General features: G+C 60.9%; 26 protein-coding genes. 22 read left to right on the forward strand and 4 right to left on the reverse strand.

The window, feature by feature from the left end:
* The first annotated feature begins 3 nt into the window (after positions 1-3).
* Both secF and QCL65_RS05190 read left to right on the forward strand, forming a co-directional pair.
* On the forward strand, positions 4-915 hold the full coding sequence (gene secF / locus QCL65_RS05185) for a protein translocase subunit SecF (protein WP_407315218.1): 912 nt from the start codon (positions 4-6) through the stop codon (positions 913-915).
* A gap of 121 nt (positions 916-1,036) precedes the next feature.
* Positions 1,037-1,573, forward strand: coding sequence for a glycine zipper 2TM domain-containing protein (locus QCL65_RS05190; protein WP_407315219.1), 537 nt, complete (start codon positions 1,037-1,039; stop codon positions 1,571-1,573).
* Positions 1,574-1,638: 65 nt separating this feature from the next.
* Here QCL65_RS05190 and suhB read toward each other — a convergent pair whose 3' ends face one another.
* Positions 1,639-2,454, reverse strand: a complete 816-nt coding sequence (suhB, locus tag QCL65_RS05195) for an inositol-phosphate phosphatase (protein WP_407315220.1) — start codon at positions 2,452-2,454, stop codon at positions 1,639-1,641.
* A gap of 145 nt (positions 2,455-2,599) precedes the next feature.
* On the opposite strand from suhB, the gene trmJ reads away from it, so the two are divergent.
* The 20 genes from trmJ (at position 2,600) to QCL65_RS05295 (ending at position 20,404) form a co-directional block, all read left to right on the forward strand.
* Positions 2,600-3,373 (forward strand): tRNA (cytosine(32)/uridine(32)-2'-O)-methyltransferase TrmJ, encoded by a 774-nt coding sequence (gene trmJ / locus QCL65_RS05200; RefSeq protein WP_407315221.1) that lies wholly within the window; start codon positions 2,600-2,602, stop codon positions 3,371-3,373.
* A complete protein-coding gene (gene cysE / locus QCL65_RS05205) occupies positions 3,374-4,174 on the forward strand; it encodes a serine O-acetyltransferase (protein WP_407315222.1) in 801 nt (266 codons plus the stop codon). It begins immediately after the preceding gene.
* A 164-nt stretch (positions 4,175-4,338) separates the two neighbouring features.
* Positions 4,339-4,833 carry a Fe-S cluster assembly transcriptional regulator IscR gene (gene iscR / locus QCL65_RS05210; RefSeq protein WP_407315223.1) on the forward strand — a complete coding sequence of 165 codons (495 nt, stop codon included), beginning with the start codon at positions 4,339-4,341 and terminating at the stop codon, positions 4,831-4,833.
* A gap of 36 nt (positions 4,834-4,869) precedes the next feature.
* Complete coding sequence (locus QCL65_RS05215; protein WP_407315224.1) at positions 4,870-6,084, forward strand: IscS subfamily cysteine desulfurase; 1,215 nt, start codon at positions 4,870-4,872, stop codon at positions 6,082-6,084.
* 47 nt (positions 6,085-6,131) lie between these two features.
* Positions 6,132-6,518, forward strand: a complete 387-nt coding sequence (iscU, locus tag QCL65_RS05220; RefSeq protein ID WP_043186545.1) for a Fe-S cluster assembly scaffold IscU — start codon at positions 6,132-6,134, stop codon at positions 6,516-6,518.
* Between the two features lie 33 nt (positions 6,519-6,551).
* The gene (gene iscA / locus QCL65_RS05225; protein ID WP_407315225.1) at positions 6,552-6,875 is read left to right on the forward strand and encodes an iron-sulfur cluster assembly protein IscA; all 324 of its coding nucleotides are present in this window, start codon (positions 6,552-6,554) and stop codon (positions 6,873-6,875) included.
* A gap of 8 nt (positions 6,876-6,883) precedes the next feature.
* On the forward strand, positions 6,884-7,405 hold the full coding sequence (hscB, locus tag QCL65_RS05230) for a co-chaperone HscB (protein WP_407315226.1): 522 nt from the start codon (positions 6,884-6,886) through the stop codon (positions 7,403-7,405).
* Positions 7,406-7,446: 41 nt separating this feature from the next.
* Positions 7,447-9,309, forward strand: a complete 1,863-nt coding sequence (hscA, locus tag QCL65_RS05235) for a Fe-S protein assembly chaperone HscA (RefSeq protein WP_407315227.1) — start codon at positions 7,447-7,449, stop codon at positions 9,307-9,309.
* A gap of 3 nt (positions 9,310-9,312) precedes the next feature.
* On the forward strand, positions 9,313-9,654 hold the full coding sequence (gene fdx / locus QCL65_RS05240; RefSeq protein WP_407315228.1) for an ISC system 2Fe-2S type ferredoxin: 342 nt from the start codon (positions 9,313-9,315) through the stop codon (positions 9,652-9,654).
* Positions 9,655-9,669: 15 nt separating this feature from the next.
* Positions 9,670-9,870 carry a Fe-S cluster assembly protein IscX gene (gene iscX, locus QCL65_RS05245; RefSeq protein WP_407315229.1) on the forward strand — a complete coding sequence of 67 codons (201 nt, stop codon included), beginning with the start codon at positions 9,670-9,672 and terminating at the stop codon, positions 9,868-9,870.
* An 89-nt stretch (positions 9,871-9,959) separates the two neighbouring features.
* Positions 9,960-10,391, forward strand: a complete 432-nt coding sequence (gene ndk / locus QCL65_RS05250) for a nucleoside-diphosphate kinase (RefSeq protein WP_407315230.1) — start codon at positions 9,960-9,962, stop codon at positions 10,389-10,391.
* A gap of 23 nt (positions 10,392-10,414) precedes the next feature.
* Positions 10,415-11,563: a 23S rRNA (adenine(2503)-C(2))-methyltransferase RlmN gene (gene rlmN, locus QCL65_RS05255; protein WP_407315231.1), complete on the forward strand. Its 1,149-nt coding sequence runs from the start codon at positions 10,415-10,417 to the stop codon at positions 11,561-11,563.
* A gap of 16 nt (positions 11,564-11,579) precedes the next feature.
* Positions 11,580-12,335: a type IV pilus biogenesis/stability protein PilW gene (pilW, locus tag QCL65_RS05260; protein WP_407315232.1), complete on the forward strand. Its 756-nt coding sequence runs from the start codon at positions 11,580-11,582 to the stop codon at positions 12,333-12,335.
* Positions 12,335-13,339, forward strand: coding sequence for a RodZ domain-containing protein (locus QCL65_RS05265; RefSeq protein WP_407315233.1), 1,005 nt, complete (start codon positions 12,335-12,337; stop codon positions 13,337-13,339). The genes pilW and QCL65_RS05265 overlap by 1 nt, the downstream gene beginning before the upstream one ends.
* Positions 13,340-13,342: 3 nt before the next feature.
* Positions 13,343-14,452 (forward strand): flavodoxin-dependent (E)-4-hydroxy-3-methylbut-2-enyl-diphosphate synthase, encoded by a 1,110-nt coding sequence (gene ispG, locus QCL65_RS05270; RefSeq protein ID WP_407315235.1) that lies wholly within the window; start codon positions 13,343-13,345, stop codon positions 14,450-14,452.
* A gap of 19 nt (positions 14,453-14,471) precedes the next feature.
* Complete coding sequence (hisS, locus tag QCL65_RS05275) at positions 14,472-15,761, forward strand: histidine--tRNA ligase (RefSeq protein ID WP_407315236.1); 1,290 nt, start codon at positions 14,472-14,474, stop codon at positions 15,759-15,761.
* Positions 15,762-15,792: 31 nt separating this feature from the next.
* Entirely contained in the window at positions 15,793-16,434 is a 642-nt protein-coding gene (locus QCL65_RS05280) for a YfgM family protein (protein WP_407315237.1), read from the forward strand.
* Positions 16,427-17,578, forward strand: coding sequence for an outer membrane protein assembly factor BamB (bamB, locus tag QCL65_RS05285; RefSeq protein ID WP_407315238.1), 1,152 nt, complete (start codon positions 16,427-16,429; stop codon positions 17,576-17,578). The genes QCL65_RS05280 and bamB overlap by 8 nt, the downstream gene beginning before the upstream one ends.
* A 119-nt stretch (positions 17,579-17,697) precedes the next feature.
* Positions 17,698-19,158, forward strand: a complete 1,461-nt coding sequence (der, locus tag QCL65_RS05290; RefSeq protein ID WP_407315239.1) for a ribosome biogenesis GTPase Der — start codon at positions 17,698-17,700, stop codon at positions 19,156-19,158.
* A 97-nt stretch (positions 19,159-19,255) separates the two neighbouring features.
* Positions 19,256-20,404, forward strand: a complete 1,149-nt coding sequence (locus QCL65_RS05295) for a pyridoxal phosphate-dependent aminotransferase (protein WP_407315240.1) — start codon at positions 19,256-19,258, stop codon at positions 20,402-20,404.
* A gap of 124 nt (positions 20,405-20,528) precedes the next feature.
* Here the strand turns inward: QCL65_RS05295 and leuA are convergent, their stop codons facing one another.
* The 3 genes from leuA to xseA all read right to left on the reverse strand — a co-directional run bounded on the left by leuA (position 20,529) and on the right by xseA (position 24,769).
* A complete protein-coding gene (gene leuA / locus QCL65_RS05300; RefSeq protein WP_407315241.1) occupies positions 20,529-22,199 on the reverse strand; it encodes a 2-isopropylmalate synthase in 1,671 nt (556 codons plus the stop codon).
* A gap of 365 nt (positions 22,200-22,564) precedes the next feature.
* The gene (locus QCL65_RS05305) at positions 22,565-23,386 is read right to left on the reverse strand and encodes a peptidoglycan DD-metalloendopeptidase family protein (protein WP_407315242.1); all 822 of its coding nucleotides are present in this window, start codon (positions 23,384-23,386) and stop codon (positions 22,565-22,567) included.
* A gap of 3 nt (positions 23,387-23,389) precedes the next feature.
* Positions 23,390-24,769 (reverse strand): exodeoxyribonuclease VII large subunit, encoded by a 1,380-nt coding sequence (gene xseA, locus QCL65_RS05310; RefSeq protein WP_407315243.1) that lies wholly within the window; start codon positions 24,767-24,769, stop codon positions 23,390-23,392.
* Positions 24,770-24,773: the final 4 nt, after the last annotated feature.

The raw sequence follows: 24,773 nt of genomic DNA on the forward strand, positions 1-24,773 counted from the left end.
GCCATGTTACGTACCATCAACTTCATGGGCGTGCGCAATATTGCGTTCGCCATTACGGTTCTGCTGACCCTCCTGGCCTTGTTCAGTTGGTTTCACAAGGGCTTGAACTACGGTTTGGACTTCACTGGCGGTACGCTCATCGAGCTGACTTACGAGAAGCCGGCCAACTTGCAGGAAGTGCGCGACGAGCTGTCCCGGGGCGGCTACCACGAAGCGGTAGTGCAGAACTTCGGTGCAACCACTGATTTACTCGTGCGCATGCCGGGTGAAAACCCGCAGTTGGGCACTGAAGTGGCCGAAGTGCTGCGCAAGGCCGGCGGGGATAACCCGGCGACCATCAAGCGCGTAGAGTTCGTCGGCCCGCAAGTGGGTGAAGAGTTGCGCGACCAAGGCGGCCTCGGCATGCTCCTGGCGCTGGGCGGCGTACTCATTTACCTGGCGTTTCGCTTCCAGTGGAAGTTCGCGGTGGGGGCGATTATCTCGCTGATCCACGACGTGGTGGTTACCGTGGGTATCCTGTCGTTCTTCCAGATCACCTTCGACCTGACGGTACTGGCGGCAGTGCTGGCGATCATCGGCTACTCGCTGAACGACACCATCGTGGTATTCGACCGGGTCCGGGAAAACTTCCGCGTGCTGCGCAAGGCAACGCTGATCGAGAACATCAACATCTCGACCACCCAGACGTTGCTGCGTACGGTCGCCACTTCGGTATCGACCCTGTTGGCGATTGCCGCGCTGCTGTTCTTCGGCGGTGACAACCTGTTTGGCTTCTCCATTGCGCTGTTCGTCGGTGTCATGGCGGGTACTTACTCGTCGATCTACATCGCTAACGTGGTGCTGATCTGGCTGAACCTGAACAGTGAAGACCTAATTCCGCCGGCGACTACCGAAAAAGTAGACGAGTTGCCGTAATGGCATAGTGATGCCGCTGGTCCGGTGAGAAGGCGCGAGAATTGAACTCGCGCCTTTTTTTTTGCTCCAAGGCTGGGAGATACGCGGGCGAGTGCCCGTGACCGATGGTCAGGAGGTTCACGTGAACAAGTCGTTGCTGGTTGGTGCAGTATTGGGTGCTGTCGGTGTGACTGCCGGGGGTGCTGTTGCGACCTACAGCCTCGTTAAAGGCCCTGAGTACGCTGAAGTGTTGGCGGTGGAGCCGGTTAAAGAACAGATCAAAACGCCCCGCGAAGTCTGCAAAGACGTCGCTGTGACCCGTCAGCGTCCGGTCAAGGATGAGCATCAGATCCTGGGTAGCGTACTGGGTGCGGTCGCCGGTGGCCTGGTGGGTAACCAGATCGGCGGCGGTAACGGCAAGAAGATCGCTACGGTTGCGGGTGCGGTCGGCGGTGGTTACGCGGGTAACAAGGTGCAGGAAAACATGCAGAGCAATGACACCTACACCACTACACAAACCCGCTGTAACACGGTTAACGATATCAGCGACAAGGTAGTTGGCTACAACGTCAAATATCAGTTGGACGGCAAAGTCAGCCAGGTCCGCATGAAAGATGACCCAGGGTCGAAGATCCCGGTAGGTAAAGATGGCCAGTTAATGATCGGGCAGAATCAGTAAGCAATTGCCCCCGGCCATAAAAAAAGCACCCTGATGGGTGCTTTTTTTATGGCTGTAACGCGCTATCAGCGCTTGAGCGAGGCCGGCAAGTGCGGCTGGATCGCCGTCAGCACGGCTTTGAAGCACTTGGTGTTACCCGCGACCACGTGGCCTTTTTCAAGGAAATCGTGGCCACCGGTGAAGTCGCTCACCAGGCCGCCGGCTTCTTGAATCAGCAGGGCGCCAGCGGCCATGTCCCATTCCGACAGGCCGGATTCCCAGAAGGCATCGAAACGGCCGGCCGCTACGTAGGCCAGGTCCAGGCTGGCGGCGCCGGCGCGGCGGATGCCAGCGGTTTGGCCGACCAGGCTGCGGAACATCGCCAGGTAGTTGTCGAGGTTGTCCATTTGATCGTCGCGGAACGGGAAGCCCGTGCCCAGCAGCGCGCCATCCAGGCTGGTGCGGCCGCTGACGCGCAAGCGCCGGCCATTGAGCTGGGCGCCACGGCCACGGCTGGCGGTGAATTCTTCCTGGCGTACCGGGTCGAGCACCACGGCATGTTCCAGGCGGCCGCGGTATTTGCAGGCGATGCTCACGGCGAAGTGGGGGATGCCGCGCAGGAAGTTGGTGGTGCCGTCCAATGGATCGATGACCCACAGGTAGTCTTCACCTTCGCCGCTGCCGGCGTGCAGGCCGGTTTCTTCGCCGAGAATGCCGTGGGTCGGATACGCTTTGCGCAGGGCATCGATGATTTTCTGCTCGGCCGCGCGGTCGACTTCGCTGACGTAATCCTTGGCGTCCTTCTCGTCGACCTTGATGGTATCCAGGCGCTCGATGGAGCGGAAGATCAATTCACTGGCGCTGCGGGCGGCGCGCAGCGCGATATTCAGCATGGGCTGCATGGACGTTTCACCTGGGTCGTTAAAGAAAGCCGATCATTCTAGCAGAAAAGTTCCGGACAAGAAGGGGGCGAACAGCATTCGTGGCGTTAGTTCAGCACCTTCTGTAAGATTTGCCACCCTAGAGTCGCCACTGTGAGCGTTTGCCTTGCTGCAGAATATCCGTGTCGTGCTGGTCAATACCAGCCACCCCGGCAATATCGGTGGGGCCGCGCGCGCCATGAAGAACATGGGCCTGTCGCGCCTGGTGCTGGTCGATCCCCAAGGCTTTCCGTCCCACGAGGCCGACGCCCGGGCGTCCGGTGCCAGCGACGTGCTGGAGTCGGCGCAGGTGGTTGCGACCTTGGAAGACGCCCTGGTGGGTTGTAATCTGGTGCTCGGCACCAGCGCCCGCGACCGGCGTATACCCTGGCCGCTGCTGGACCCCCGTGAGTGCGGGCAGAAATCGGTGGAGGAGGCTGGCCAAGGCATCGAAGTCGCCTTGGTGTTTGGGCGTGAATACGCCGGCCTGACCAACGAAGAGCTGCAGCGCTGCCATTACCATGTGCACATTCCGTCCGACCCGCAGTTCAGCTCGCTGAACCTGGCCGCAGCGGTCCAGGTGCTCGCTTATGAGGTGCGCATGGCCTGGCTGGCCGCCCAGGGGCAGGCGCAGCGCGCGCTGAAACCGGAAGTCAATTCGCTGCGCAGTGTCGAGCTGGCCACCAGTGATGAGATGGAGCGGTTTTACGCCCACCTGGAAAATACCCTGGTGCAGATCGGCTTTCTCGACCCCGCTCAGCCCAAGCATTTGATGGCGCGCCTGCGCCGCCTGTATGGGCGCAGTTCGGTGAACCGCTCGGAAATGAGCATTTTGCGCGGCATCCTCACCGAGACGCAGAAGTTCGCCCGTGGCGAGGCGCATAAGCGCAAGGATCAGTAAATGTTCGAGCGTCTACGCGAAGATATCCAAAGCGTCTTTCACCGTGACCCGGCCGCGCGCAACGCGTTCGAGGTGCTGACCTGCTACCCCGGCATGCACGCCATCTGGGTGCACCGGGCCAGCCGTTGGCTGTGGCTGCGTGACTGGAAGTGGCTGGCGCGCCTGGTGTCTAACTTCGGCCGCTGGTTCACCGGTATCGAGATCCATCCGGGGGCGAAGGTCGGGCGGCGATTTTTTATCGACCATGGCATGGGTATCGTGATCGGCGAAACCGCCGAAATCGGCGACGATGTCACCCTCTACCAGGGCGTCACCCTGGGTGGCACCAGTTGGAACAAAGGCAAGCGCCACCCGACGCTGGAAGATGGCGTTGTGGTAGGCGCGGGGGCCAAGGTGCTGGGCCCATTCACCGTCGGTGCCGGCGCCAAGGTGGGCTCCAATGCGGTGGTGACCAAGGCGGTGCCGGCCGGTGCGACGGTCGTCGGTATTCCCGGGCGGATCATCGTCAAGGCGGACAGCGAGCTGGACGCGCGGCGCAAAGCGATGGCGGAAAAGATCGGTTTCGACGCCTACGGTGTCAGCGAGGACATGCCGGACCCGGTCGCCCGTGCCATTGGCCAGCTGCTCGATCACCTGCAGGCCGTCGATGGTCGCCTGGAAGGCATGTGCGGTGCGTTGACCCGCCTGGGCAGTGACTACCGCGGCAAAGATCTGCCCGAGCTGCGCGATGAAGACTTTGAGTGCGTGCAGGGCAAAGAGCAACCGTGCGAAGCGGCGAGCAGCGCCACAGAGCGGCGTTGAGTATTGGGCGGTGGCTATTTTAAGAGGACGCCAGCGCCCGTCGCTGCTACCATTGCGCCGCCCATTTTCAGCTAAACCCGAGTAACCCAGTAGGTCTTATAGTTGACTTATTTACTCGGGAATAGCATACTCGCCCCCATTCCGAACCCCTTGTGGTACTTGCCATGCGACTGACAACCAAAGGCCGATACGCTGTGACTGCCATGCTTGACCTGGCATTGCATGCGCAACGTGGCCCGGTCTCCCTGGCCGATATTTCCGAACGTCAGGGGATCTCGCTGTCCTACCTCGAGCAATTGTTCGCCAAGCTGCGTCGCAGCAACCTGGTGTCCAGTGTACGCGGGCCGGGTGGTGGCTATCAGCTTTCGCGGGAAATGGAAGGTATTCAGGTCGCCCAGGTGATCGACGCGGTCAACGAGTCGGTCGACGCCACCAAGTGCCAGGGGCTGGGTGATTGCCATGCCGGTGACACCTGCCTCACGCACCATTTATGGTGCGATCTGAGCCAGCAAATTCATGAGTTTTTAAGCGGTATCAGCCTGTCCGACCTTGTCACTCGCCGTGAGGTACAAGAAGTCGCTCAGCGCCAGGACCTGCGCCGTTGCAACAACGGCAAGACGCAGCGTCTGGATAAGATCGAAACGTCTGCCGTCGAATGAGAATGACCAGGTTGCCTGCCTGATAGGAGATTTTCAATGAAGTTGCCCATTTACCTCGACTACTCCGCGACTACGCCGGTTGATCCGCGCGTTGCGCAAAAAATGATCGACTGCCTGACCATGGAGGGTAACTTCGGTAACCCAGCCTCGCGCTCCCATGTGTTTGGCTGGAAAGCCGAAGAATCGGTTGAGAACGCCCGCCGCCAGGTCGCCGACCTGGTCAATGCCGACCCTCGCGAAATTGTCTGGACCAGCGGTGCTACCGAGTCCGACAACCTTGCGATCAAGGGTGCCGCGCACTTCTATGCCTCTAAAGGCAAGCACCTGATCACCAGCAAGATCGAGCACAAAGCCGTGCTGGACACCACGCGCCAGTTGGAGCGTGAAGGCTTTGAAGTCACCTACCTGGAGCCGGGCGAAGATGGCCTGATCACCCCAGGGATGATCGAAGCGGCCCTGCGCGACGACACCACGCTGGTGTCGATCATGCACGTCAACAATGAAATCGGCACCATCAACGACATCGCGGCCATCGGCGAGCTGACCCGTTCGCGCGGCGTGTTGTTCCATGTCGACGCGGCCCAGTCCACCGGCAAGGTAGAAATCGACCTGGCGGCCCTCAAGGTCGACCTGATGTCGTTCTCGGCCCACAAAACCTACGGCCCAAAAGGTATCGGCGCGCTGTACGTCAGCCGCAAACCACGGGTGCGCATCGAAGCCACCATGCACGGTGGCGGTCACGAACGCGGCATGCGTTCCGGTACCCTGGCTACTCACCAGATCGTCGGTATGGGCGAAGCTTTCCGTTTGGCCAAAGAAGAAATGGCCGCTGAAAACGTCCGCCTCAAAGCCCTCAGCGACCGCTTCTACAAGCAGGTCGAGGCCCTCGAAGAGCTGTACGTCAATGGCAGCCTTACCGCCCGTGTGCCGCACAACCTGAACCTGAGCTTCAACTACGTCGAAGGCGAGTCGCTGATCATGGCACTCAAGGACCTGGCGGTATCGTCCGGTTCGGCCTGTACTTCGGCCTCCCTGGAGCCGTCCTACGTGCTGCGCGCCTTGGGCCGCAACGACGAATTGGCCCACAGTTCGATCCGCTTCACCTTCGGCCGTTTCAGCACCGAAGCAGAAATTGACTACGCCGCGCAGAAGGTTTGCGAGGCTGTGACCAAGCTGCGAGCGCTTTCGCCGCTGTGGGATATGTACAAAGACGGTGTCGACATTTCGAAAATCGAGTGGGCGGCGCACTAAGCAGTCGCCGCCAAGAGCGACTCTCTGATGAGTGAGGATTAAGTACCATGGCTTACAGCGAAAAGGTCATCGACCACTACGAAAACCCACGCAACGTCGGCAAGATGGATGCCGAGGATGCAGACGTCGGCACCGGTATGGTCGGCGCCCCCGCTTGCGGTGACGTGATGCGCCTGCAGATCCGGGTCAACGAGCAAGGCATCATCGAAGATGCCAAGTTCAAGACCTACGGCTGTGGTTCCGCCATCGCTTCCAGCTCCCTGGCCACTGAGTGGATGAAGGGCAAGACCCTGGACGAAGCGGAAACCATCAAGAACACTCAGCTGGCCGAAGAACTGGCCTTGCCGCCGGTGAAGATCCACTGCTCGGTGCTCGCCGAAGACGCCATCAAGGCGGCGGTGCGGGACTACAAGCAGAAGAAAGGTTTGCTCTAACGTTCACTGCCTGCGGGCAAGTAAGGAGTCACGATGGCTATCAGCATGACAGAAGCCGCTGCCAACCATGTCCGGCGTTCCCTCGAGGGGCGCGGCAAGGGCGACGGTATCCGTTTGGGTGTCCGTACCACGGGCTGTTCCGGCCTGGCCTACGTGCTGGAGTTCGTCGATGAGCCTGCTGCCGAAGACCAAGTGTTCGAGAGCCATGGCGTAAAGGTGATCATCGATCCCAAGAGCCTGGTCTACCTGGACGGCACCGAGCTGGACTTCGCCCGCGAGGGCCTGAACGAAGGCTTCAAGTTCAATAACCCTAACGTACGTGGCGAATGTGGCTGCGGCGAAAGCTTCAACATCTGAGGCTGGCCGTGGGTACTCCTTGTCATTTTGCGCTGTTCGATCTTCAGCCGAGTTTTCGCCTGGACCTCGAACAGCTTGCCACGCGTTATCGTGAACTTGCCCGTGAAGTCCATCCGGACCGTTTTGCCGACGCTTCCGAGCGGGAGCAGCGGGTGGCGCTGGAGCGCTCGGCCGGTTTGAACGAGGCCTACCAGACCCTTAAGGCCGCGCCCAAGCGCGCACGTTATCTGCTGTCCATCAAAGGCCAGGAAGTGCCCCAGGAAGTCACGGTGCACGACCCTGAGTTTCTGCTGCAGCAGATGCAATTGCGCGAAGAGCTGGAAGACCTGCAAAGCGCCGCCGACCTGGCGGGCGTTGCCACCTTCAAGCAGCGCCTCAAGCGTGCCCAGGATGAACTGAACGACAGCTTCGCCGCCTGTTGGGACGATGCAGCGCAACGCGAGCAGGCCGAGCGCCTGATGCGGCGCATGCAGTTCCTCGACAAGCTTTCTTACGAAGTGCGCCAGCTCGAAGAGCGCCTCGACGATTAACCCAGTGCTGCTCCGGCCGCACGCCTGATATTCAGATAAGCATGGCCCTACTGCAGATCGCCGAACCCGGCCAAAGTCCCCAGCCCCATCAGCGTCGTCTGGCGGTTGGCATCGACTTGGGCACTACCAATTCTTTGGTCGCTGCATTACGCAGTGGTCTCTCCGAAACCCTGGCTGACGCGCAGGGGCAGGTCATCCTGCCGTCTGCCGTACGCTATCACGCCGACCGCGTCGAAGTCGGCGCTGCCGCTAAAGCAGCCGCTGCCAGCGACCCCCTCAATACCGTGTTGTCGGTCAAGCGCCTGATGGGCCGTGGCCTGCAAGACGTCAAGCAATTGGGCGAGCAACTGCCTTACCGTTTCGTCGGTGGCGAGTCGCACATGCCGTTCATTGACACCGTGCAGGGCGCGAAAAGCCCTGTTGAGGTGTCTGCCGAGATTCTGCGAGTGCTGCGTCAGCGCGCCGAAGAAGCCCTGGGCGGCGAACTGGTCGGTGCGGTAATTACCGTGCCGGCTTATTTCGACGATTCCCAGCGCCAGGCCACCAAAGACGCCGCGCGCCTGGCCGGTTTGAATGTCTTGCGTTTGCTTAACGAGCCCACGGCGGCTGCGGTCGCTTACGGGCTCGACCAGCATGCCGAAGGCCTGGTCGCCATCTATGACCTGGGCGGCGGCACTTTCGATATTTCTATTCTGCGCCTCACTGGCGGCGTGTTCGAAGTCTTGGCTACCGGCGGCGACAGCGCCCTGGGTGGCGACGATTTCGATCATGCCATCGCTGGTTGGATCGTCGAGCAAGCCGGCCTTTCCGTGGATCTAAGCCCCGGTGCCCAGCGCCAGTTGCTGCAAGTAGCCTGTGCCGCCAAAGAGGCGCTAACCGAGACTGAGCAGGTTGATGTGGTGTATGGCGACTGGTCGGCGCCGTTGACCCGCGCGGCTTTTGACGGCCTGATCGCGCCAATGCTAGCGGCCAGCCTGAAAGCTTGCCGCCGTGCGGTGCGCGACTCGGGCGTCGAGCTCGAAGACATCGCCGCTGTTGTCATGGTCGGCGGTTCGACCCGCGTGCCACGGGTGCGCAGCGCTGTGGCCGAATTGTTTGGGCGTGCGCCCCTGACCGATATCGACCCCGACCAAGTGGTTGCCATCGGCGCGGCTATCCAGGCCGATACCCTGGCCGGTAACAAGCGCGATGGCGGCGAGCTGCTGTTGCTCGACGTCATTCCATTATCCTTGGGCCTGGAAACCATGGGCGGGCTGATGGAAAAAGTGATCCCGCGCAACACCACGATTCCCGTGGCGCGTGCGCAGGAATTCACCACCTACAAAGACGGCCAGTCGGCCATGATGATTCATGTGCTGCAGGGCGAGCGCGAGTTGATCAGCGACTGCCGCTCCCTGGCGCGTTTCGAGTTGCGGGGCATTCCGGCGATGGTCGCGGGTGCGGCGAAGATTCGCGTAACGTTCCAGGTGGATGCCGACGGCCTGCTCAGTGTTTCGGCGCGGGAGTTGGGGGTTGGCGTCGAAGCGAGCATTCAGGTCAAGCCGTCCTACGGGCTGACCGACGGCGAAGTGGCAAAGATGCTCAAGGATTCCTTCCAGTATGCGGGCGACGACAAGGTGGCGCGGCAGTTGCGCGAGCATCAGGTCGACGCCGAGCGTTTGCTCGAAGCCGTTGAGGGGGCCCTTGAAGCGGACGGCGAGCGCTTGCTCGATGAAGATGAGCGCTTGGCCATTGGCCTGCAAATGGATGAATTGCGTGAACTGATCAAGGGCGCCGACGGCCCAGCGATTGAGCAGCAGACCAAGCGTTTGTCCCAGGTTACCGATGCTTTTGCCGCCCGCCGCCTGGATTCGACGGTGAAAGCCGCGTTGGCGGGGCGCAACCTGAATGAGATTGAGGAATAACTGATGCCGCAGATTACTTTTCTGCCCCACGCCACCCATTGCCCGGACGGGCTGGTGGTGCAGGTCGAGCCGGGCAAGTCGATTCTTGAGGTCGCCCACGACCACCATATCGAGATCGAAAGTGCGTGCGGTGGCGTATGCGCCTGCACCACGTGCCATTGCGTGATCCGCCAGGGCTTCGATTCCCTTGAAGAAGCCGATGAGCTGGAAGAAGACTACCTCGACCGGGCCTGGGGGCTGGAAGCACAGTCGCGCCTGAGCTGCCAGGCAGTCGTCGGAAATGAAGACCTCACGGTTGAAATTCCCAAGTACTCGCTTAACCATGCCGCCGAAGCGCCGCACTGATCAAAGGTGGACGGTATGAGCATGAAGTGGACGGATGTGCAGGAAATTGCGATCCAGTTGCACGAACAGATGCCTGACTTCGACCCCCGGGTCGTGAATTTCGTCAAGCTGCGCAACCAGGTGATGTTGCTCAAGGACTTTGACGATGTACCGGAGCGCGGTGGCGAGAAAGTTCTTGAAGCAATTGTCTCGGCATGGATCGAAGAGCTCGACTAAACCTATCTTGCGGTTAGGCAATACACAGGAACCCGCGTATAATTCGCGGGTTTAATTTTTCGCTTCACTCACAGTTTCTGGAGTTTCAAATGGCTGTTCAACGTACTTTCTCCATCATCAAGCCTGACGCTGTCGCTAAAAACGTCGTTGGCGAAATCGTTTCGCGCTTCGAAAAGGCCGGCCTGCAGGTCGTCGCTTCGAAAATGAAGCAACTGTCCAAAGCCGAAGCTGAAGGCTTCTACGCTGAGCACAGCGCCCGTGGTTTCTTCGGCGAGCTGGTTGCATTCATGATCTCCGGCCCAGTTGTGGTTCAGGTCCTGGAAGGCGAAAACGCCATTGCCAAAAACCGCGAACTGATGGGCGCTACCAACCCTAAAGAAGCCGCTGCCGGTACCATCCGCGCTGACTTCGCAGAATCCATCGACGCCAACGCTGTGCACGGTTCGGACTCCGAAGCCGCTGCTGCCCGCGAAATCGCTTACTTCTTCGCAGCTACCGAAGTCTGCGCACGCATTCGCTAAGCCGAATGAGTGAAGGTGAAACCATGACTGCATCTATCGGCAAGACCAACCTGTTGGGCCTGACTCAACCGGAAATGGAAAAGTTCTTCGACTCGATCGGGGAGAAGCGCTTTCGTGCCGGTCAGGTCATGAAGTGGATTCACCATTTTGGCGTCGATGATTTCGACGCCATGACGAACGTCGGCAAGGCCTTGCGCGAAAAGCTCAAGGCTTGTGCCGAAATTCGCGGTCCTGAAGTCGTCAGCGAGGACATTTCCACCGACGGCACCCGTAAATGGGTGGTGCGCGTGGCGTCCGGCAGCTGCGTCGAGACCGTTTACATCCCCCAGGGCAAGCGCGGCACGTTGTGCGTCTCGTCCCAGGCTGGGTGTGCGCTGGATTGCAGCTTCTGCTCCACCGGCAAACAAGGCTTCAACAGCAACCTCACCGCCGCCGAAGTGATCGGCCAGGTGTGGATTGCCAACAAATCTTTTGGCAGTGTCCCGGCGACCGTCGACCGTGCCATCACCAACGTGGTGATGATGGGCATGGGTGAGCCACTGCTGAACTTCGACAACGTGGTCGCGGCCATGCACCTGATGATGGACGACCTCGGCTACGGCATCTCCAAGCGCCGGGTGACCCTGTCCACCTCTGGCGTAGTGCCCATGATCGACGAACTGGCCAAGCACATCGACGTGTCCCTGGCCCTGTCGCTGCACGCGCCCAACGATGCCCTGCGCAACGAACTGGTGCCGATCAACAAGAAGTACCCGCTTAAAGTGTTGCTCGCGGCCTGCCAGCGTTACATGTCATCCCTGGGTGAAAAACGCGTGCTGACGGTCGAGTACACCTTGCTCAAAGACGTCAACGACCGCCTCGAGCATGCCGTAGAGATGGCCGAGCTGCTCAAGACGGTGCCGTGCAAGATCAACCTGATCCCGTTCAACCCGTTCCCCCACTCGGGTTACGAGCGTCCGAGCAATAATGCAATACGCAGGTTCCAGGATCATTTGCACCAGGCCGGTTTCAATGTCACGGTGCGCACTACCCGTGGCGAAGACATTGATGCCGCATGCGGGCAATTGGTCGGGCAGGTGCTGGATCGCACCCGCCGCAGCGAGCGCTACATCGCCGTTCGGCAGCTCAATGCCGACAGCGAAATACCGCTTGGCACCGTCAATCGGAACTGACTCAGAGAGGAACTTCATGCCCCTGCGCGCTGCGCTGCTGGTTCTAGTTGTCGGCCTGTTATCAGGCTGCGTTTCGACGGGCAAGGTCAACCCGATGGACACCGGCAAGGGCCGCGAAGAGGCGCGCAAAGCGTACGTGCAATTGGGTTTGGGCTACCTTAAGGAAGGCAATACCGAACGCGCCAAGGTGCCGCTCAGAGGGGCATTGGAGCTGGACGCCTCGGACCCGGACGCCAACGCCGCGCTGGCGCTGGTATTTCAGGCTGAAGGTGAACCCGAAGCCGCTGAGAAAGCCTTTCGCAAGGCGCTGTCCAGCCGCGACGACGCACGTATTCGCAATAACTACGGCGGTTTCCTGTTCGAGCAGAAGCGTTATCAGGAAGCCTATGAGATGTTTGAGAAAGCGGCGGCCGATAACCTGTATCCTGAGCGCTCGCGGGTGTTTGAAAACCTCGGTATGACCAGCCTGGCCCTTGGTGACAAAGAGCAGGCGCGGCAACACCTCGAGCGCGCGCTGCGGCTCAACCGTCAGCAGCCGCGGGCGTTGTTGGAAATGGCAGAATTGTCTTACGCTGACAGGCAATATGTACCCGCCAAGGACTACTACGACCGCTTCAGCCAGCTCAGTGAACAGAATGCCCGAAGCTTACTCTTGGGCGTGCGGTTGGCGAAGATATACGAAGACAAGAACAAGGCAGCCAGTTACGGCTTGCAACTGAAAAGACTCTATCCCGGTACGCCGGAATATCAGCAATACCTGTCGGAGCAATGATGAAAGCGGCGCATCCCGAAGTTGTAGCAGCGACTCGCGTAAACCCCGGTGAAACCCTGCGGCAGGCTCGTGAAAGCAGAGGTTGGACCCTGGCCGAAGTGGCGACGAAGCTCAACCTGACCCAGGTTTCCCTGAGCAACCTGGAAGCGGGCGCGTTCGATAAGTTGCCAGGGCATACCTTTGCCCGTGGCTATATTCGTGCCTACGCCAAGCTGCTCGACCTCGACCAGACCGCTCTGGTGCAGGGGTTCGACCACATGACCGGGACCAACTCCCAAGGCAGCAGCGTGCACGGCCTGGGCCGCATCGAAGAGCCGGTGCGCCTTTCCCACAACATTTTGCGCATCGTCAGCCTACTGCTGTTGGTGGCGGTGATCGGCGGCGGCTTTTTCTGGTGGCAAGACCAGGCCAACCTGCGTAGCAAAGACCAAGCCGGCCTGGCCATGGAGCATGTCGAGGTCGAAAGCGCCGACGGCACCACCCAGATCCACCCCCTGGACGAGCCTGAAGATCAGGCCGTGGTCGCGGCCAAAGAGGGCGAGCCTACTCAACTGAGCCTGGGTCAGGGCCAAGCGCCGGTCGACCCCGCGACCACTGGCACCCCGGCGACCACACCGCCTGCCAGCGCACCTGGGCCAAACACCAGCACGGCGGTCACCGCCGCGCCAGTCCCTGCTCATACTCCGGCAACCACGCCTACTCCTACGCCAGCGGTTCCGGCACCGCTGCCCACGGAAGCGCAAACAGCCGCCCCGGTGGCCGGTGCCGGCCAGGTAGGCCTGACATTCGTCGCCGATTGCTGGACTCAAGTCACCGATGCTACCGGCAAGGTGCTGCTCAGCGGCCTCAAACGCAAGGGCGACACCGCGCAGCTCAGTGGCAAACCGCCGTTTGCGGTGCGCTTGGGTTACGCCCGTGGCGCGCAGGTGACCTACAATGGCCAGGCCGTAGACCTGGCGCCATTCACCTCTGGCGAAACCGCTCGCCTGAAGCTGGGGCAATAAGTCATGCACGGTGAATCCCCGATCAAACGGCGCGTATCGCGCAAAATTTGGGTTGGCTCGGTACCGGTGGGCGGTGATGCGCCGATCTCGGTACAGAGCATGACCAACACTGATACCAACGACGTCGACGCCACCGTGGGCCAGATCCAGCGTCTGGTCGACGCGGGCGTCGATATCGTGCGGGTATCCGTCCCGGACATGGACGCGGCCGAGGCGTTTGGCCGGATCAAGCAACGGGTCAGCGTCCCCCTGGTGGCGGATATCCATTTCGATTACCGCATCGCCCTGCGCGTCGCTGAGCTCGGGGTCGATTGCCTGCGCATCAACCCCGGCAACATCGGCCGAGAAGACCGAGTACGCGCCGTGGTCGACGCGGCCCGCGACCGCGGTATCCCGATTCGCATCGGGGTCAACGCCGGTTCCCTGGAAAAAGACCTGCAGAAGAAATACGGCGAGCCTACTCCGGCGGCGCTGGTGGAGTCGGCCATGCGCCATGTCGACCACCTGGAGCGCCTCGACTTCCAGGATTTCAAGGTCAGCGTAAAAGCGTCCGACGTGTTCATGGCCGTCGAAGCCTACCGGCTGCTGGCCAAGCAGATCATTCAACCGCTGCACCTGGGCATCACCGAAGCCGGTGGTTTGCGCTCAGGGACGGTGAAATCTGCCGTAGGCCTAGGTATGCTGCTGGCCGACGGGATCGGCGACACCATTCGTATTTCTCTGGCGGCCGATCCGGTCGAAGAGGTGCGGGTAGGTTACGACATCCTCAAGTCCCTGCGCCTGCGTTCGCGCGGTATCAACTTCATCGCCTGCCCGAGCTGCTCGCGGCAGAACTTCGATGTGGTGAAGACCATGAACGAGCTGGAAGGGCGCCTGGAAGACTTGCTGGTGCCCTTGGACGTTGCGGTGATCGGCTGCGTGGTCAACGGGCCGGGCGAAGCCAAGGAGGCCCATGTTGGCCTGACCGGCGGCACCCCCAACCTGATCTACATCGACGGCAAACCGGCGCAGAAACTGACCAACGATAACCTGGTGGACCAGCTGGAAAGGCTGATTCGCCAGAGGGCGGCCGAGAAGGTCGAAGCCGACGCGGCGCTGATCGCCCGCGGCTAACTGTAACCAAGGACATTTTGTGAGCAAGACTTTGCAAGCCATTCGTGGCATGAACGACATCCTGCCAGAGCAGACGCCCCTCTGGCGCTACTTCGAAGGCACCGTCGCCGGGCTGCTCGATACCTACGGGTATCGGCAGATCCGCATGCCCATCGTCGAGTTCACTGAGCTGTTCAAGCGTTCCATCGGTGAAGTCACCGACATCGTCGAGAAAGAGATGTACACCTTCGAAGACCGCAACGGTGACTCCCTCACCTTGCGCCCCGAAGGGACGGCCGCCTGTGTCCGGGCCATGCTCGAACACGGCCTGACCGGCGGTGGTCAGGTGCAGAAACTTTGGTACAACGGCCCGATGTTCCGCCACGAGCGCCCGCAGAAGGGCCGTTACCGGCAGTTCCACCAGATTGGCTGCGAAGTGTTCAACCTGGACGGGCCGGACATCGACGCCGAACTGATCGTGCTCACTTGGCGCCTGTGGGGCCAGTTGGGCTTGCGCGATGCAGTCAAGCTGGAGCTCAACAGCCTCGGCACCAGCGAAGCCCGGGGCCGCTATCGCGAGGCGTTGGTGGAGTTCCTCAGCGCCCGTTTGCAGCAACTGGACGAAGACAGCCAGCGCCGCCTGAAAACCAACCCGCTGCGCGTGCTCGACACCAAGCACCCCGAGACCCAGGCCCTGCTGGTGGATGCGCCGAAACTGGCCGACTACCTCGATGAAGAGTCCCGTGTACACTTCGACGGCTTGAAGGCACGCCTGGACGCTGCCGGCATCCCCTATGTGGTCAACCCCAAGTTGGTCCGCGGCCTGGACTACTACAGCAAGACCGTATTCGAGTGGGTCACCGACCAACTGGGCGCCCAAGGCACCGTATGTGCTGGTGGGCGCTATGACGGCTTGGTCGAGCAGATGGGCGGCAAGCCCACCAGCGGCGTCGGCTTCGCCATGGGCATCGAGCGGCTTATCCTGCTGCTGGAAACAGTCGGTCAGGTGCCTGAATCCATTGGCCGGCAGGTCGATGTCTACCTGTGTGCATTCGGTGAACAGGCCGAGTTGGCCGGGTTGGCGCTGGCCGAGCAAGTGCGCGACCAGTTGCCCAACCTGCGTTTGCAGGTCAACGCCGGTGGCGGCAGTTTCAAGAGCCAGTTCAAGAAGGCCGACAAGAGCGGCGCTTTGTATGCGCTGATCCTGGGCGACGACGAGCTGGCGGCTCGCGTGGTAGCTTTCAAACCCCTGCGTGGCCAGGGCGAACAACAAAACATTGCCTGGGATGCGCTGCATGCGCATCTGGCGAACTGCGTCGTGCAGGGCTGAAGCAAGTATTTGCGAGAATAGGAGTATTGGGGTGTCGAGTAGCGATGACGAACAACTGGGCGAACTGAAGGACTGGTGGCAGCGCAACGGCAAGCCGCTGGTAACCGGTGGCCTGCTGGCATTGGTGATCGTGTTTGGCTGGCAAGCCTGGACCAAGTATCAGGCCAGCCAATCCCAAGGTGCTTCCAGCCTGTACCAGCAATTGCTGGAAACAGCCCTGACGCCCAACGGCAAACCCGACCCTGCCGCCGTCGCCGACCTGGCCGGCAAGCTGAAGAACGAGTACGGCGGTAGCGCCTACGCGCAGTACGCCAGCCTGTTCGTGGCCAAGGTCGCGGTGGATGCCGGTAAGCTGGACGACGCGGCCAACGAGCTGCGCCCAGTGGTCGACAAACCGAAAGACGAGACCCTGGGCGAGATCTCCCGCCAGCGCCTGGCGCAGGTATTGGCTGCGCAAGACAAAGCCGATGAGGCTTTGAAACTTCTGGAAGGCGATACCGAAAAGGCCTATGTGGCCAGTCGGGAAGAGCTCAAGGGTGACCTGCTGGCCCAATTGGGCCGCCGTGACGACGCCCATGCTGCATACCTGAAGGCCAAGGCCGCGTTGTCCGATGAGGCGGCGGTCGGTGGCCTGCAAATCAAGCTCGACGACCTGGCCAAAGGGGATGCGTGACGTGATCCGTTGGAAACATGCAGCATTGCTGGCCCTGGCCTTGTTGGCCGCGGGTTGCAGCAGCAACAGCAAGAAGGAACTACCACCGGCCGAACTCACCGACTTCAAAGAAGAAGTGGTGTTGCAGAAGCAGTGGAGCCGCTCCATTGGCGATGGCCAGGGCGAGACCTACAACATGCTGGTGCCCGCCGTCGAGGGCGAGCACATTTTTGCGGCCGACGTGACCGGTGTGGTCATGGCCCTGGATCGCAACAACGGCGACGTGGTCTGGAAGCAGGACTTGGAGCTGCCGGTGTCCGGTGCGGTTGGCGTAGGCTATGGCCTGGTCATGCTCGGTACCTTGCGCGGCGACGTGATTGCCCTGGATTCCGCCACTGGCGAGAAAAAATGGGAAGCCAAGGTCACCAGCGAAGTGCTAGCGCCACCGGCCAGCAATGGCGACGTGGTGGTGGTACAAACCCAGGACGATCGCTTGATCGGCCTGGACGCGGCCACTGGCGCTCAGCGTTGGCAGTATGACAGCACCCCAGCGGTGTTGACCCTACGCGGTACCGGCGCGCCTCTGGCAACCAATCGCCTGGCGATTGCGGGCCTGTCCACGGGTAAAGTGGTCGCGCTGGATATCAGCAACGGCGTACCGGTTTGGGAAGCCCGTGTGGCCGTGCCCCAGGGCCGTTCCGAGCTGGATCGGGTAGTGGACATCGACGGCGGCTTGTTGCTGTCCGGTGGCACGCTTTACGTGGCCAGCTACCAAGGCCGTATGGCCGGCATCGACCTGGAAAGCGGTCGCGTGCTCTGGCAGCGCGATGCATCCAGCTATGCAGGTGTCGCCCAAGGCTTCGGCAGCGTCTACATCAGCCTGGCCAGCGGTACCGTAGAAGGCGTGGACGAACGCTCGACCACCGCCCTGTGGAGCAACGACTCCCTGGCGCGCCGCCAATTGTCGGCACCGGAAGTGTTCTCCAGTTATGTGGCTGTCGGTGACATGGAAGGCTACGTTCACCTGTTGAGCCAGGTAGATGGCCGTTTTGTCGGCCGTGAGCGGATCGACAGCGACGGGCTGCGCGCTCGCCCACTGGTGGTTGAGAACACCCTTTACCTGTATGGCAACAGCGGCAAATTGGTAGCGCTGACCATCAAGTAAGGTTTTGACTATGCTTCAGGCCTATAGGGCCTGAAGCCGCCCCTCACCGGGCGCTTCGAACTTCGGCCGCTGCCTGCAGCGGCCTTTGTATTTTCTGAAATAACGCAGTGGAGAGCCGCATGGTTCCCGTAATCGCCCTGGTGGGCCGACCGAACGTCGGCAAGTCCACCATGTTCAACCGCCTGACCAAGAGCCGCGACGCGATTGTCGGCGACCTGTCTGGTCTGACCCGTGATCGCCAATACGGTGAGGCGCGCTGGCAAGGGCGTTCCTATATTTTGGTCGATACCGGGGGTATTTCCGGTGACGAACACGGCATGGACGAAAAGATGGCCGAGCAGTCGCTGCTGGCCATCGAAGAAGCTGATGTCGTGATGTTTCTGGTCGACGCGCGCGCGGGTTTTACCGCCGCTGACCAAATGATTGCCGAGCATTTGCGCAAACGTAACAAGCGTTCGTTACTGGTGGCCAACAAGGTCGACAACGTTGACCCGGAAATGGCCCGCGCCGAATTCGCCCCGCTGGGCATGGGCGATGCCATTCCAGTCGCCGGTGCCCAGGGGCGCGGGATCAACGCGCTGCTGGAAGCCGCTTTGAGCGAGTTCCCCCGCGACGAAGAAGAAGTCGACCTGGAGAACGTCGCTGAGGGTGAAGAGGCGCTACGCATCCCTGGCCCGAGCGAAAAGGATGGCATCAAAATCGCCATCATCGGTCGCCCCAATGTCGGCAAGTCGACCTTGGTCAACCGTATGCTTGGCGAAGACCGAGTGATCGTGTACGACCAGCCTGGTACGACCCGCGATAGCATCTACATCCCGTTCGAGCGCAACGACGAGAAGTACACGTTGATCGACACCGCCGGGGTGCGCAAGCGGGGCAAGATCCATGAGGAAGTAGAAAAGTTCTCGGTGGTCAAAACCCTGCAAGCGATCAAAGACGCCAACGTGGTGATCTTCGTCATGGACGCCCGGGAAGGGGTGGTCGACCACGACCTCAACCTGCTGGGCTTCGCCCTGGAGACCGGCCGCGCCATCGTCATCGCTCTGAATAAGTGGGACGGCATGCAGCCCAGCGAGCGTGACTTCGTGAAGATCGAGCTGGAGCGTCGGTTGTTCTTCGTCGACTTCGCCGACATTCACTTTATTTCTGCTTTGCACGGCACCGGCGTGGGCAACCTGTATGCCTCGGTGCAGGCTTCGTTCAAGTCAGCCATCACTCGCTGGCCGACCAACCGCCTGACCCAGATCCTCGAAGACGCGGTGCAAGAGCACCAACCGCCGATGGTCAATAGCCGCCGCATCAAGCTGCGCTACGCCCACTTGGGCGGGGCCAACCCGCCGTTGATCGTGATCCACGGTAACCAGGTGGAGAAGGTGCCGAAGTCTTATGTGCGCTACCTGGAAAACACCTATCGGCGTGTCTTGAAACTGGTCGGCACGCCGATCCGTATCGAGTTCAAAGGCGGCGAGAACCCGTACGAAGGCAATAAGAACACCTTGACTGACCGCCAGGTCAACAAGAAGCGTCGCTTGATGTCGCACCACAAAAAGGCTGACAAAAAGCGCCGCGACAAGCGTTGATCTTCAGCCCCCTGGCGCTCTGCCAGGGGGCGCGCCTGATCTTTTCCCCAGCGCTGCCAATGGGCTATCCTGCCGCATCACTTTTCAGGACCGGCCCATGATCAGCAGCAAGTTGCCGAATGTCGGCACGACCATCTTCACCACCATGTCGCAATTAGCTGCACAGACCGGTGCGTTGAACCTCTCCCAAGGCTTTCCCGACTTCAACGGCCCTCAAGGGCTGCTCGAGGCGGTAGGCCGCCATATCGCCCAAGGCCACAACCAATACGCGCCCATGACTGGCCTGCAAAGCCTGCGTGAGCAAGTTGCGGCGAAGATCGCTCGCAGTTACGGCGTCGCCATTGACCCCGACAGCGAAGTCACCATTACTCCAGGGGCGACCGAAGCGATCTTCTGTGCGGTGCAGGCGGTGGTGCAGGCGGGCGATGAGGTGATCGTGTTCGACCCCTGCTACGACAGTTACGAACCCTCGGTCGAACTGGCTGGGGGCCGTTGCGTGCACGTACAGCTGAGCGCTGACGGCTTCGCCATCGACTGGCAGAAGCTCAGCGATGCGATCAGCGATCGTACCCGCCTGATAATCCTCAACAGCCCGCACAACCCCAGCGGTGCCTTGATCAGCCGGGCCGACCTTGACCGCCTGGCTGCACTGATTGGCGAACGGGATATTTACCTGATCAGCGATGAAGTGTATGAGCACTTGATTTTTGATGGTGTGCAGCACGCCAGCGTACTGGCCCACGAACAACTGTTGCGGCGCGCTTTTGTAGTTAGCTCGTTTGGCAAAACGTACCATGTCACTGGTTGGAAGACTGGCTATGTGGTTGCGCCACCCGGCTTGACCCTTGAACTGCGCAAGGTCCACCAATACGTAAACTTCTGCGGTGTCACACCTTTGCAGTGGGCGTTGGCCGACTATATGGCGAGCAACCCCGAGCACGTCGAAGAGCTGCCAACGTTCTACCAGGCCAAACGGGATTTGTTCTGCGACCTGCTGGCGCCTTCGCGCTTCACCTTCACGCGCACGCCGGGCACCTACTTTCAGTTGGTCGATTATGGGCAGATACGCCCTGATTTGAACGATGTGGAGATGTCGCTGTGGCTGACCCGTGAGCACGGAGTCGCCACGATCCCGGTGTCAGTGTTTTACCAGAACCCCATCGCTGAACAGCGCCTGGTACGCCTGTGCTTCGCCAAGCGTGAGGACACCCTGCGCGCTGCAGCGCAGAAATTGGCGGCTATTTAAACAGGTACACCCAACCCGCTGTAGGAGCGAGCTTGCTCGCGAAAACCCTTAACGATGGCGCGCTATGCCTGAGCCAACGCGCCGTCTGTGGGTTTTTCGCGAGCAAGCTCGCTCCTACAGGGTATCAGGCGGCTTTTACGTTCTGCTGGCTCAACGACCGGTTCAAGGCACTGAACAGGGCGCGAAAGCTGGCGGTGGTGATGTTTTCGTCGATGCCTACCCCGTGCACTGGGCGTTCGCCGGCCACGCGCAGCTCGATATAAGCCGCCGCCTTGGCATTGGTGCCCGCGCCTATGGAGTGTTCGTTGTAGTCCATAATCTCCACGCCAATCGGCATCGCCGACGCCAGTGCCTCTAGGGCGCCATTGCCTTTACCACGCCAGTGGTGGGTTTCGCCATCACTGTGGACTTCGGCGTCGACCGCACTGCTGCCGTTTTCTTCCTGCAGTTTGTGGCTTACCAGAGCGTACGGCGTGTTCGCCTGCAGGTACTCTTTGCGCAGCAAGGCGTAGATCTGTTGCGCGGTCATTTCCAGGCCGAGGCGGTCGGTTTCACCTTGCACCACTTGGCTGAACTCGATCTGCATGCGCCGCGGCAGGCTGATGCCGTATTCCTGTTCCAGCAAATAAGCGATGCCGCCTTTGCCCGACTGGCTGTTGACGCGGATCACCGCTTCGTAGCTACGGCCGATGTCGGCAGGGTCGATAGGCAGATAGGGCACTTCCCACAAGGTGCCTTCTTGCTGCTGGGTGAAACCCTTGCGGATCGCGTCTTGGTGCGAGCCCGAGAACGCTGTGTGCACCAAGTCGCCCACGTACGGATGGCGCGGGTGTACCGGGATCTGGTTGCACTCTTCGACCACCTTACGCACGCCGTCGATGTCCGAGAAGTCCAACAGCGGGTCGATGCCCTGGGTGTACAGGTTCAGGGCGAGGGTCACCAAGTCAACGTTGCCGGTACGCTCGCCGTTGCCGAACAGGCAACCTTCGACCCGATCGGCGCCAGCCATCAGGCCCAGCTCGGTAGCCGCTACCCCGGTGCCACGGTCGTTGTGGGTGTGCAGGCTGATCAGCACGCTGTCACGGCGGTTGATGTGGCGCCCGAACCACTCGATCTGGTCGGCATAGATATTGGGCGTCGACACCTCGACGGTGGCCGGCAAGTTGAGGATGACCTTGTTCTGCGGCGTCGGGTTCCAGACCTCGATCACGGCGTCACAGACTTCCTTGGCGAACTCAAGCTCGGTAGCGCTGAAGGTCTCGGGCGAGTACTGGAAGGTCCACTGGGTTTCTGGCTGCTGGGCGGCGTATTTGACGAACAACTGGGCGGCATTTACCGCGATGTCTTTGACGCCCTGTTTGTCCTGGTTGAAGACAATTTTGCGGAAGGACGGCGAAGTAGCGTTATACAGGTGGACGATGGCTTTTTTCGCGCCCTTGAGGGACTCGAAGGTGCGCGCGATCAGGTCTTCGCGGGCCTGGGTCAGCACTTGAATCGTGGTGTCGTCAGGAATGTGCTTGTCTTCGATCAAGGTGCGCACGAAGTCGAAATCGGTTTGCGACGCGGACGGGAAGGACGCCTCGATCTCTTTCACGCCGACCGCCACCAGGGTCTTCCAGAAACGCAGTTTTTTCGCCGCATCCATAGGCTCGATCAGCGATTGGTTACCGTCGCGCAGGTCGGAGCTGCACCAGATCGGCGCGGCCGTGATGGTCTTGGATGGCCAAGTACGGTCGGGCAGGTCGATGGTGGGGAACGCACGGTACTTTTTCGACGGATCTTTGAGCATGGTCATGTAAACAATCCTTGAGTGAGCAGCCACTAAAAAGGGCCTGCCGCAAAATTCTAAAAAGAGGGGGAGGGCGAGGCGACGCGATTCAGCCCGGCAGTCGTGCGCTGACGAGGCAGAGGCTGCGGTGCTGGCGAAGCAAAATGAGCGTATGGGCGGTTTTCATGGCTTTACCCTAACCAATTGAGGTGAAACATGGCAAGGGTGTGAAGAAAATTGGTAGAAAGCTTGGGATATCGATTTTTATTGGAATTAAAAGGAAGCTTAGGTCTTTCTATTGACGATCGATTGCGCGGGGCTCGCACTCTGCGCAATCAGCCGGTCAGGGTGGTGAGCCCTGGGTAGCAGGGGGAAACAACCTCTCGGAAGGACTAAGGTTGAAAGGCGCCGATAAAGATAGCCGGATCGACCCGCGCGTCGTTCAAGCTAACGTTCCAGTGCATATGCGGCCCAGTGGCGCGCCCGGTGGCCCCCACACGACCTACCACGTTGCCACGGGTCAGGTTGTCGCCGACTTTTACGTCAATCTTCGACATATGGCAGAACATGCTGATAAAGCCCTGACCATGGTCGACGAACACGGTATTGCCATTGAAGAAGTAATTACCCACCAGAATCACTTTGCCGTTAGCTGGCGTCTTGATAGGCGTGCCGGCGGGTACGGCGAAGTCCAGGCCAGAGTGCGGGTTGCGCTCTTCGCCATTGAAGAAGCGGCGCACGCCAAACTTGCTCGACAGCGGCCCATTGACCGGCTTGTCCAACAGCAGGTTGCTCGGCGTGCCCGGGCTGAAGCTGCGGTAGGCGCGCAGTTGCTCCGCCAGTTCGGCATCGATGCGTTTGATATCGGCGGGGTTTGGGTTGACCTGGCGGGTGTTTTTCAAGGTGATGCGTTGTTCCGGGTATTGTTTGCTACCCACGGTAAAACTGCGGGCCTGGCCGCCAACGCTTAGGGTTTGCTGGCCGGGCTTGACCGTCAGTGGCAAACCTACGATGGCACGCCAGGTCTGCTGCTCGCGCACCACCAGCACGGGCTTGCCGTCGTACAGCGCCTTGGGCGGCTGCGTGGCATTGCCCAAGTCAATTACGGCCACACCGCCGGGGACAGGTTTGTTCAACAGGCGGGTAATGTAGCTGTCGGCCTGGGCGCCCAGGGATACACAGAGCAGCAGGGTAAAAGCGAGCAAGCGGGGCATGAATCAGTCCAATAGTGAGAGCGTGACAGGCGTGAGGTGATTGTCTTCGACACGCACGTCCAGTTCGCCGTCGCCGAGTCGAGCCTTCAGGCGTTGGCCGGTGCGGGTCTGTTCAGCGCTACGGATGGCCTGGCCGTGGTCGTCGAGCAGGATGCTGTAGCCGCGGCCCAAGGTCGCCAAGGGGCTGACCACGTGCAGGGTTTGCATTTGCCCTTGAAGCAATCGCTGGCGCGTTTTCAGTTGCTCGCCCATGGCCCGCGGCAGCCGTTGGGCGAGGGCGTCGAGACGTTGCTTAAGCATCGCCAAGACCCTCCCGGGGTGCTGCCCGGCCAGGCGCGTTTGCAACTGTTCGAGGCGATGACGGCGGCCGATCAGGCGTTGCTCGAAGGCCCGGCGCATGCGCATGTCCAGGTCGTCCAGACGCTGCGCCTGTTGGCGCAGGCGTTCGCCGGGGTGGCGCAGACGCCGGGCCAGGCCGTCCAGACGCAGGCGGTCGTGGGCCAGGCGCCCTTGCATGCGCATGACCAGGCGCCGCTGCAGGGTTTCCAGACGGCGCAGCAGGTCGCCGGAGTCCGGTGCCAGCAGCTCAGCGGCCGCCGACGGCGTCGGGGCGCGGACGTCGGCGACGAAGTCGCTGATAGACACATCGGTTTCATGGCCGACGGCACTGACAATGGGCGTGACGCAGGCATCCACGGCGCGGGCGACCGCTTCTTCGTTGAAGCACCAGAGGTCCTCCAGTGATCCACCACCACGGGCCAGGATGATCGCGTCGAAACCCCGTGAGTCTGCCAGCTGCAAGGCTCGGACAATCTGCGTGATGGCCTCGCGGCCTTGCACGGCGGTGGGAATCAACGTCAGTTTGACCTGAGGCGCCCGGCGCCGGAACACACTGATGATGTCGCGGATTACCGCACCGGTCGGCGAGCTGACGATCCCGATATGCTGCGGGTGAGCGGGCAGGGGGCTTTTGCGTTCGCTGCTGAACAGCCCTTCGCTGCTGAGTTTTTCTTTCAAGGCTTCGAAGGCCAGGCGCAACGCACCGTCACCGGCTGGCTCGACCGTATCGAGGATCAACTGGTAGTCGCCGCGGCCTTCGAACAGCGAGACCTTGCCGCGCACCTTGACCGCCAGGCCGTCCTTGAGCGCCTGCCGTACGCGCTGGGCGTTCTGCCGGAACAGCGCGCAACGCACCTGGGCGCCGCTGTCCTTGAGGGTGAAATAAATATGCCCAGAGGCGGGGCGCGCCAGGTTGGAGATTTCACCCTCCACCCAGATATGGCTGAACACGTCTTCCAGCAACACACGGGCGCGGCCGTTGAGCTGGCTGACGGTCAGGACCTCGCGGTCCAGGTTGAGTCGAGCGAAAGGGTCTTTAATCATGCAG

The sequence above is a fragment of the Pseudomonas sp. nanlin1 genome (genome assembly GCF_045571515.1).
In the GTDB taxonomy this organism is placed as follows: domain Bacteria; phylum Pseudomonadota; class Gammaproteobacteria; order Pseudomonadales; family Pseudomonadaceae; genus Aquipseudomonas.

What these genes read in the sequence shown, in the direction of transcription:
- ispG (WP_407315235.1), top strand. Translation starts at nt 13,343, where the DNA reads ATGCACGGTGAATCCCCGATCAAACGGCGCGTATCGCGCAAAATTTGG.
- cysE (WP_407315222.1), top strand. Translation starts at nt 3,374, where the DNA reads ATGTTCGAGCGTCTACGCGAAGATATCCAAAGCGTCTTTCACCGTGAC.
- ndk (WP_407315230.1), top strand. Translation starts at nt 9,960, where the DNA reads ATGGCTGTTCAACGTACTTTCTCCATCATCAAGCCTGACGCTGTCGCT.
- secF (WP_407315218.1), top strand. Translation starts at nt 4, where the DNA reads ATGTTACGTACCATCAACTTCATGGGCGTGCGCAATATTGCGTTCGCC.
- hscA (WP_407315227.1), top strand. Translation starts at nt 7,447, where the DNA reads ATGGCCCTACTGCAGATCGCCGAACCCGGCCAAAGTCCCCAGCCCCAT.
- pilW (WP_407315232.1), top strand. Translation starts at nt 11,580, where the DNA reads ATGCCCCTGCGCGCTGCGCTGCTGGTTCTAGTTGTCGGCCTGTTATCA.
- suhB (WP_407315220.1), bottom strand. Translation starts at nt 2,454, where the DNA reads ATGCAGCCCATGCTGAATATCGCGCTGCGCGCCGCCCGCAGCGCCAGT.
- der (WP_407315239.1), top strand. Translation starts at nt 17,698, where the DNA reads ATGGTTCCCGTAATCGCCCTGGTGGGCCGACCGAACGTCGGCAAGTCC.
- iscA (WP_407315225.1), top strand. Translation starts at nt 6,552, where the DNA reads ATGGCTATCAGCATGACAGAAGCCGCTGCCAACCATGTCCGGCGTTCC.
- rlmN (WP_407315231.1), top strand. Translation starts at nt 10,415, where the DNA reads ATGACTGCATCTATCGGCAAGACCAACCTGTTGGGCCTGACTCAACCG.
- QCL65_RS05295 (WP_407315240.1), top strand. Translation starts at nt 19,256, where the DNA reads ATGATCAGCAGCAAGTTGCCGAATGTCGGCACGACCATCTTCACCACC.
- QCL65_RS05215 (WP_407315224.1), top strand. Translation starts at nt 4,870, where the DNA reads ATGAAGTTGCCCATTTACCTCGACTACTCCGCGACTACGCCGGTTGAT.
- iscR (WP_407315223.1), top strand. Translation starts at nt 4,339, where the DNA reads ATGCGACTGACAACCAAAGGCCGATACGCTGTGACTGCCATGCTTGAC.
- QCL65_RS05305 (WP_407315242.1), bottom strand. Translation starts at nt 23,386, where the DNA reads ATGCCCCGCTTGCTCGCTTTTACCCTGCTGCTCTGTGTATCCCTGGGC.
- QCL65_RS05265 (WP_407315233.1), top strand. Translation starts at nt 12,335, where the DNA reads ATGAAAGCGGCGCATCCCGAAGTTGTAGCAGCGACTCGCGTAAACCCC.
- xseA (WP_407315243.1), bottom strand. Translation starts at nt 24,769, where the DNA reads ATGATTAAAGACCCTTTCGCTCGACTCAACCTGGACCGCGAGGTCCTG.
- bamB (WP_407315238.1), top strand. Translation starts at nt 16,427, where the DNA reads ATGCGTGACGTGATCCGTTGGAAACATGCAGCATTGCTGGCCCTGGCC.
- iscX (WP_407315229.1), top strand. Translation starts at nt 9,670, where the DNA reads ATGAGCATGAAGTGGACGGATGTGCAGGAAATTGCGATCCAGTTGCAC.
- leuA (WP_407315241.1), bottom strand. Translation starts at nt 22,199, where the DNA reads ATGACCATGCTCAAAGATCCGTCGAAAAAGTACCGTGCGTTCCCCACC.
- fdx (WP_407315228.1), top strand. Translation starts at nt 9,313, where the DNA reads ATGCCGCAGATTACTTTTCTGCCCCACGCCACCCATTGCCCGGACGGG.
- iscU (WP_043186545.1), top strand. Translation starts at nt 6,132, where the DNA reads ATGGCTTACAGCGAAAAGGTCATCGACCACTACGAAAACCCACGCAAC.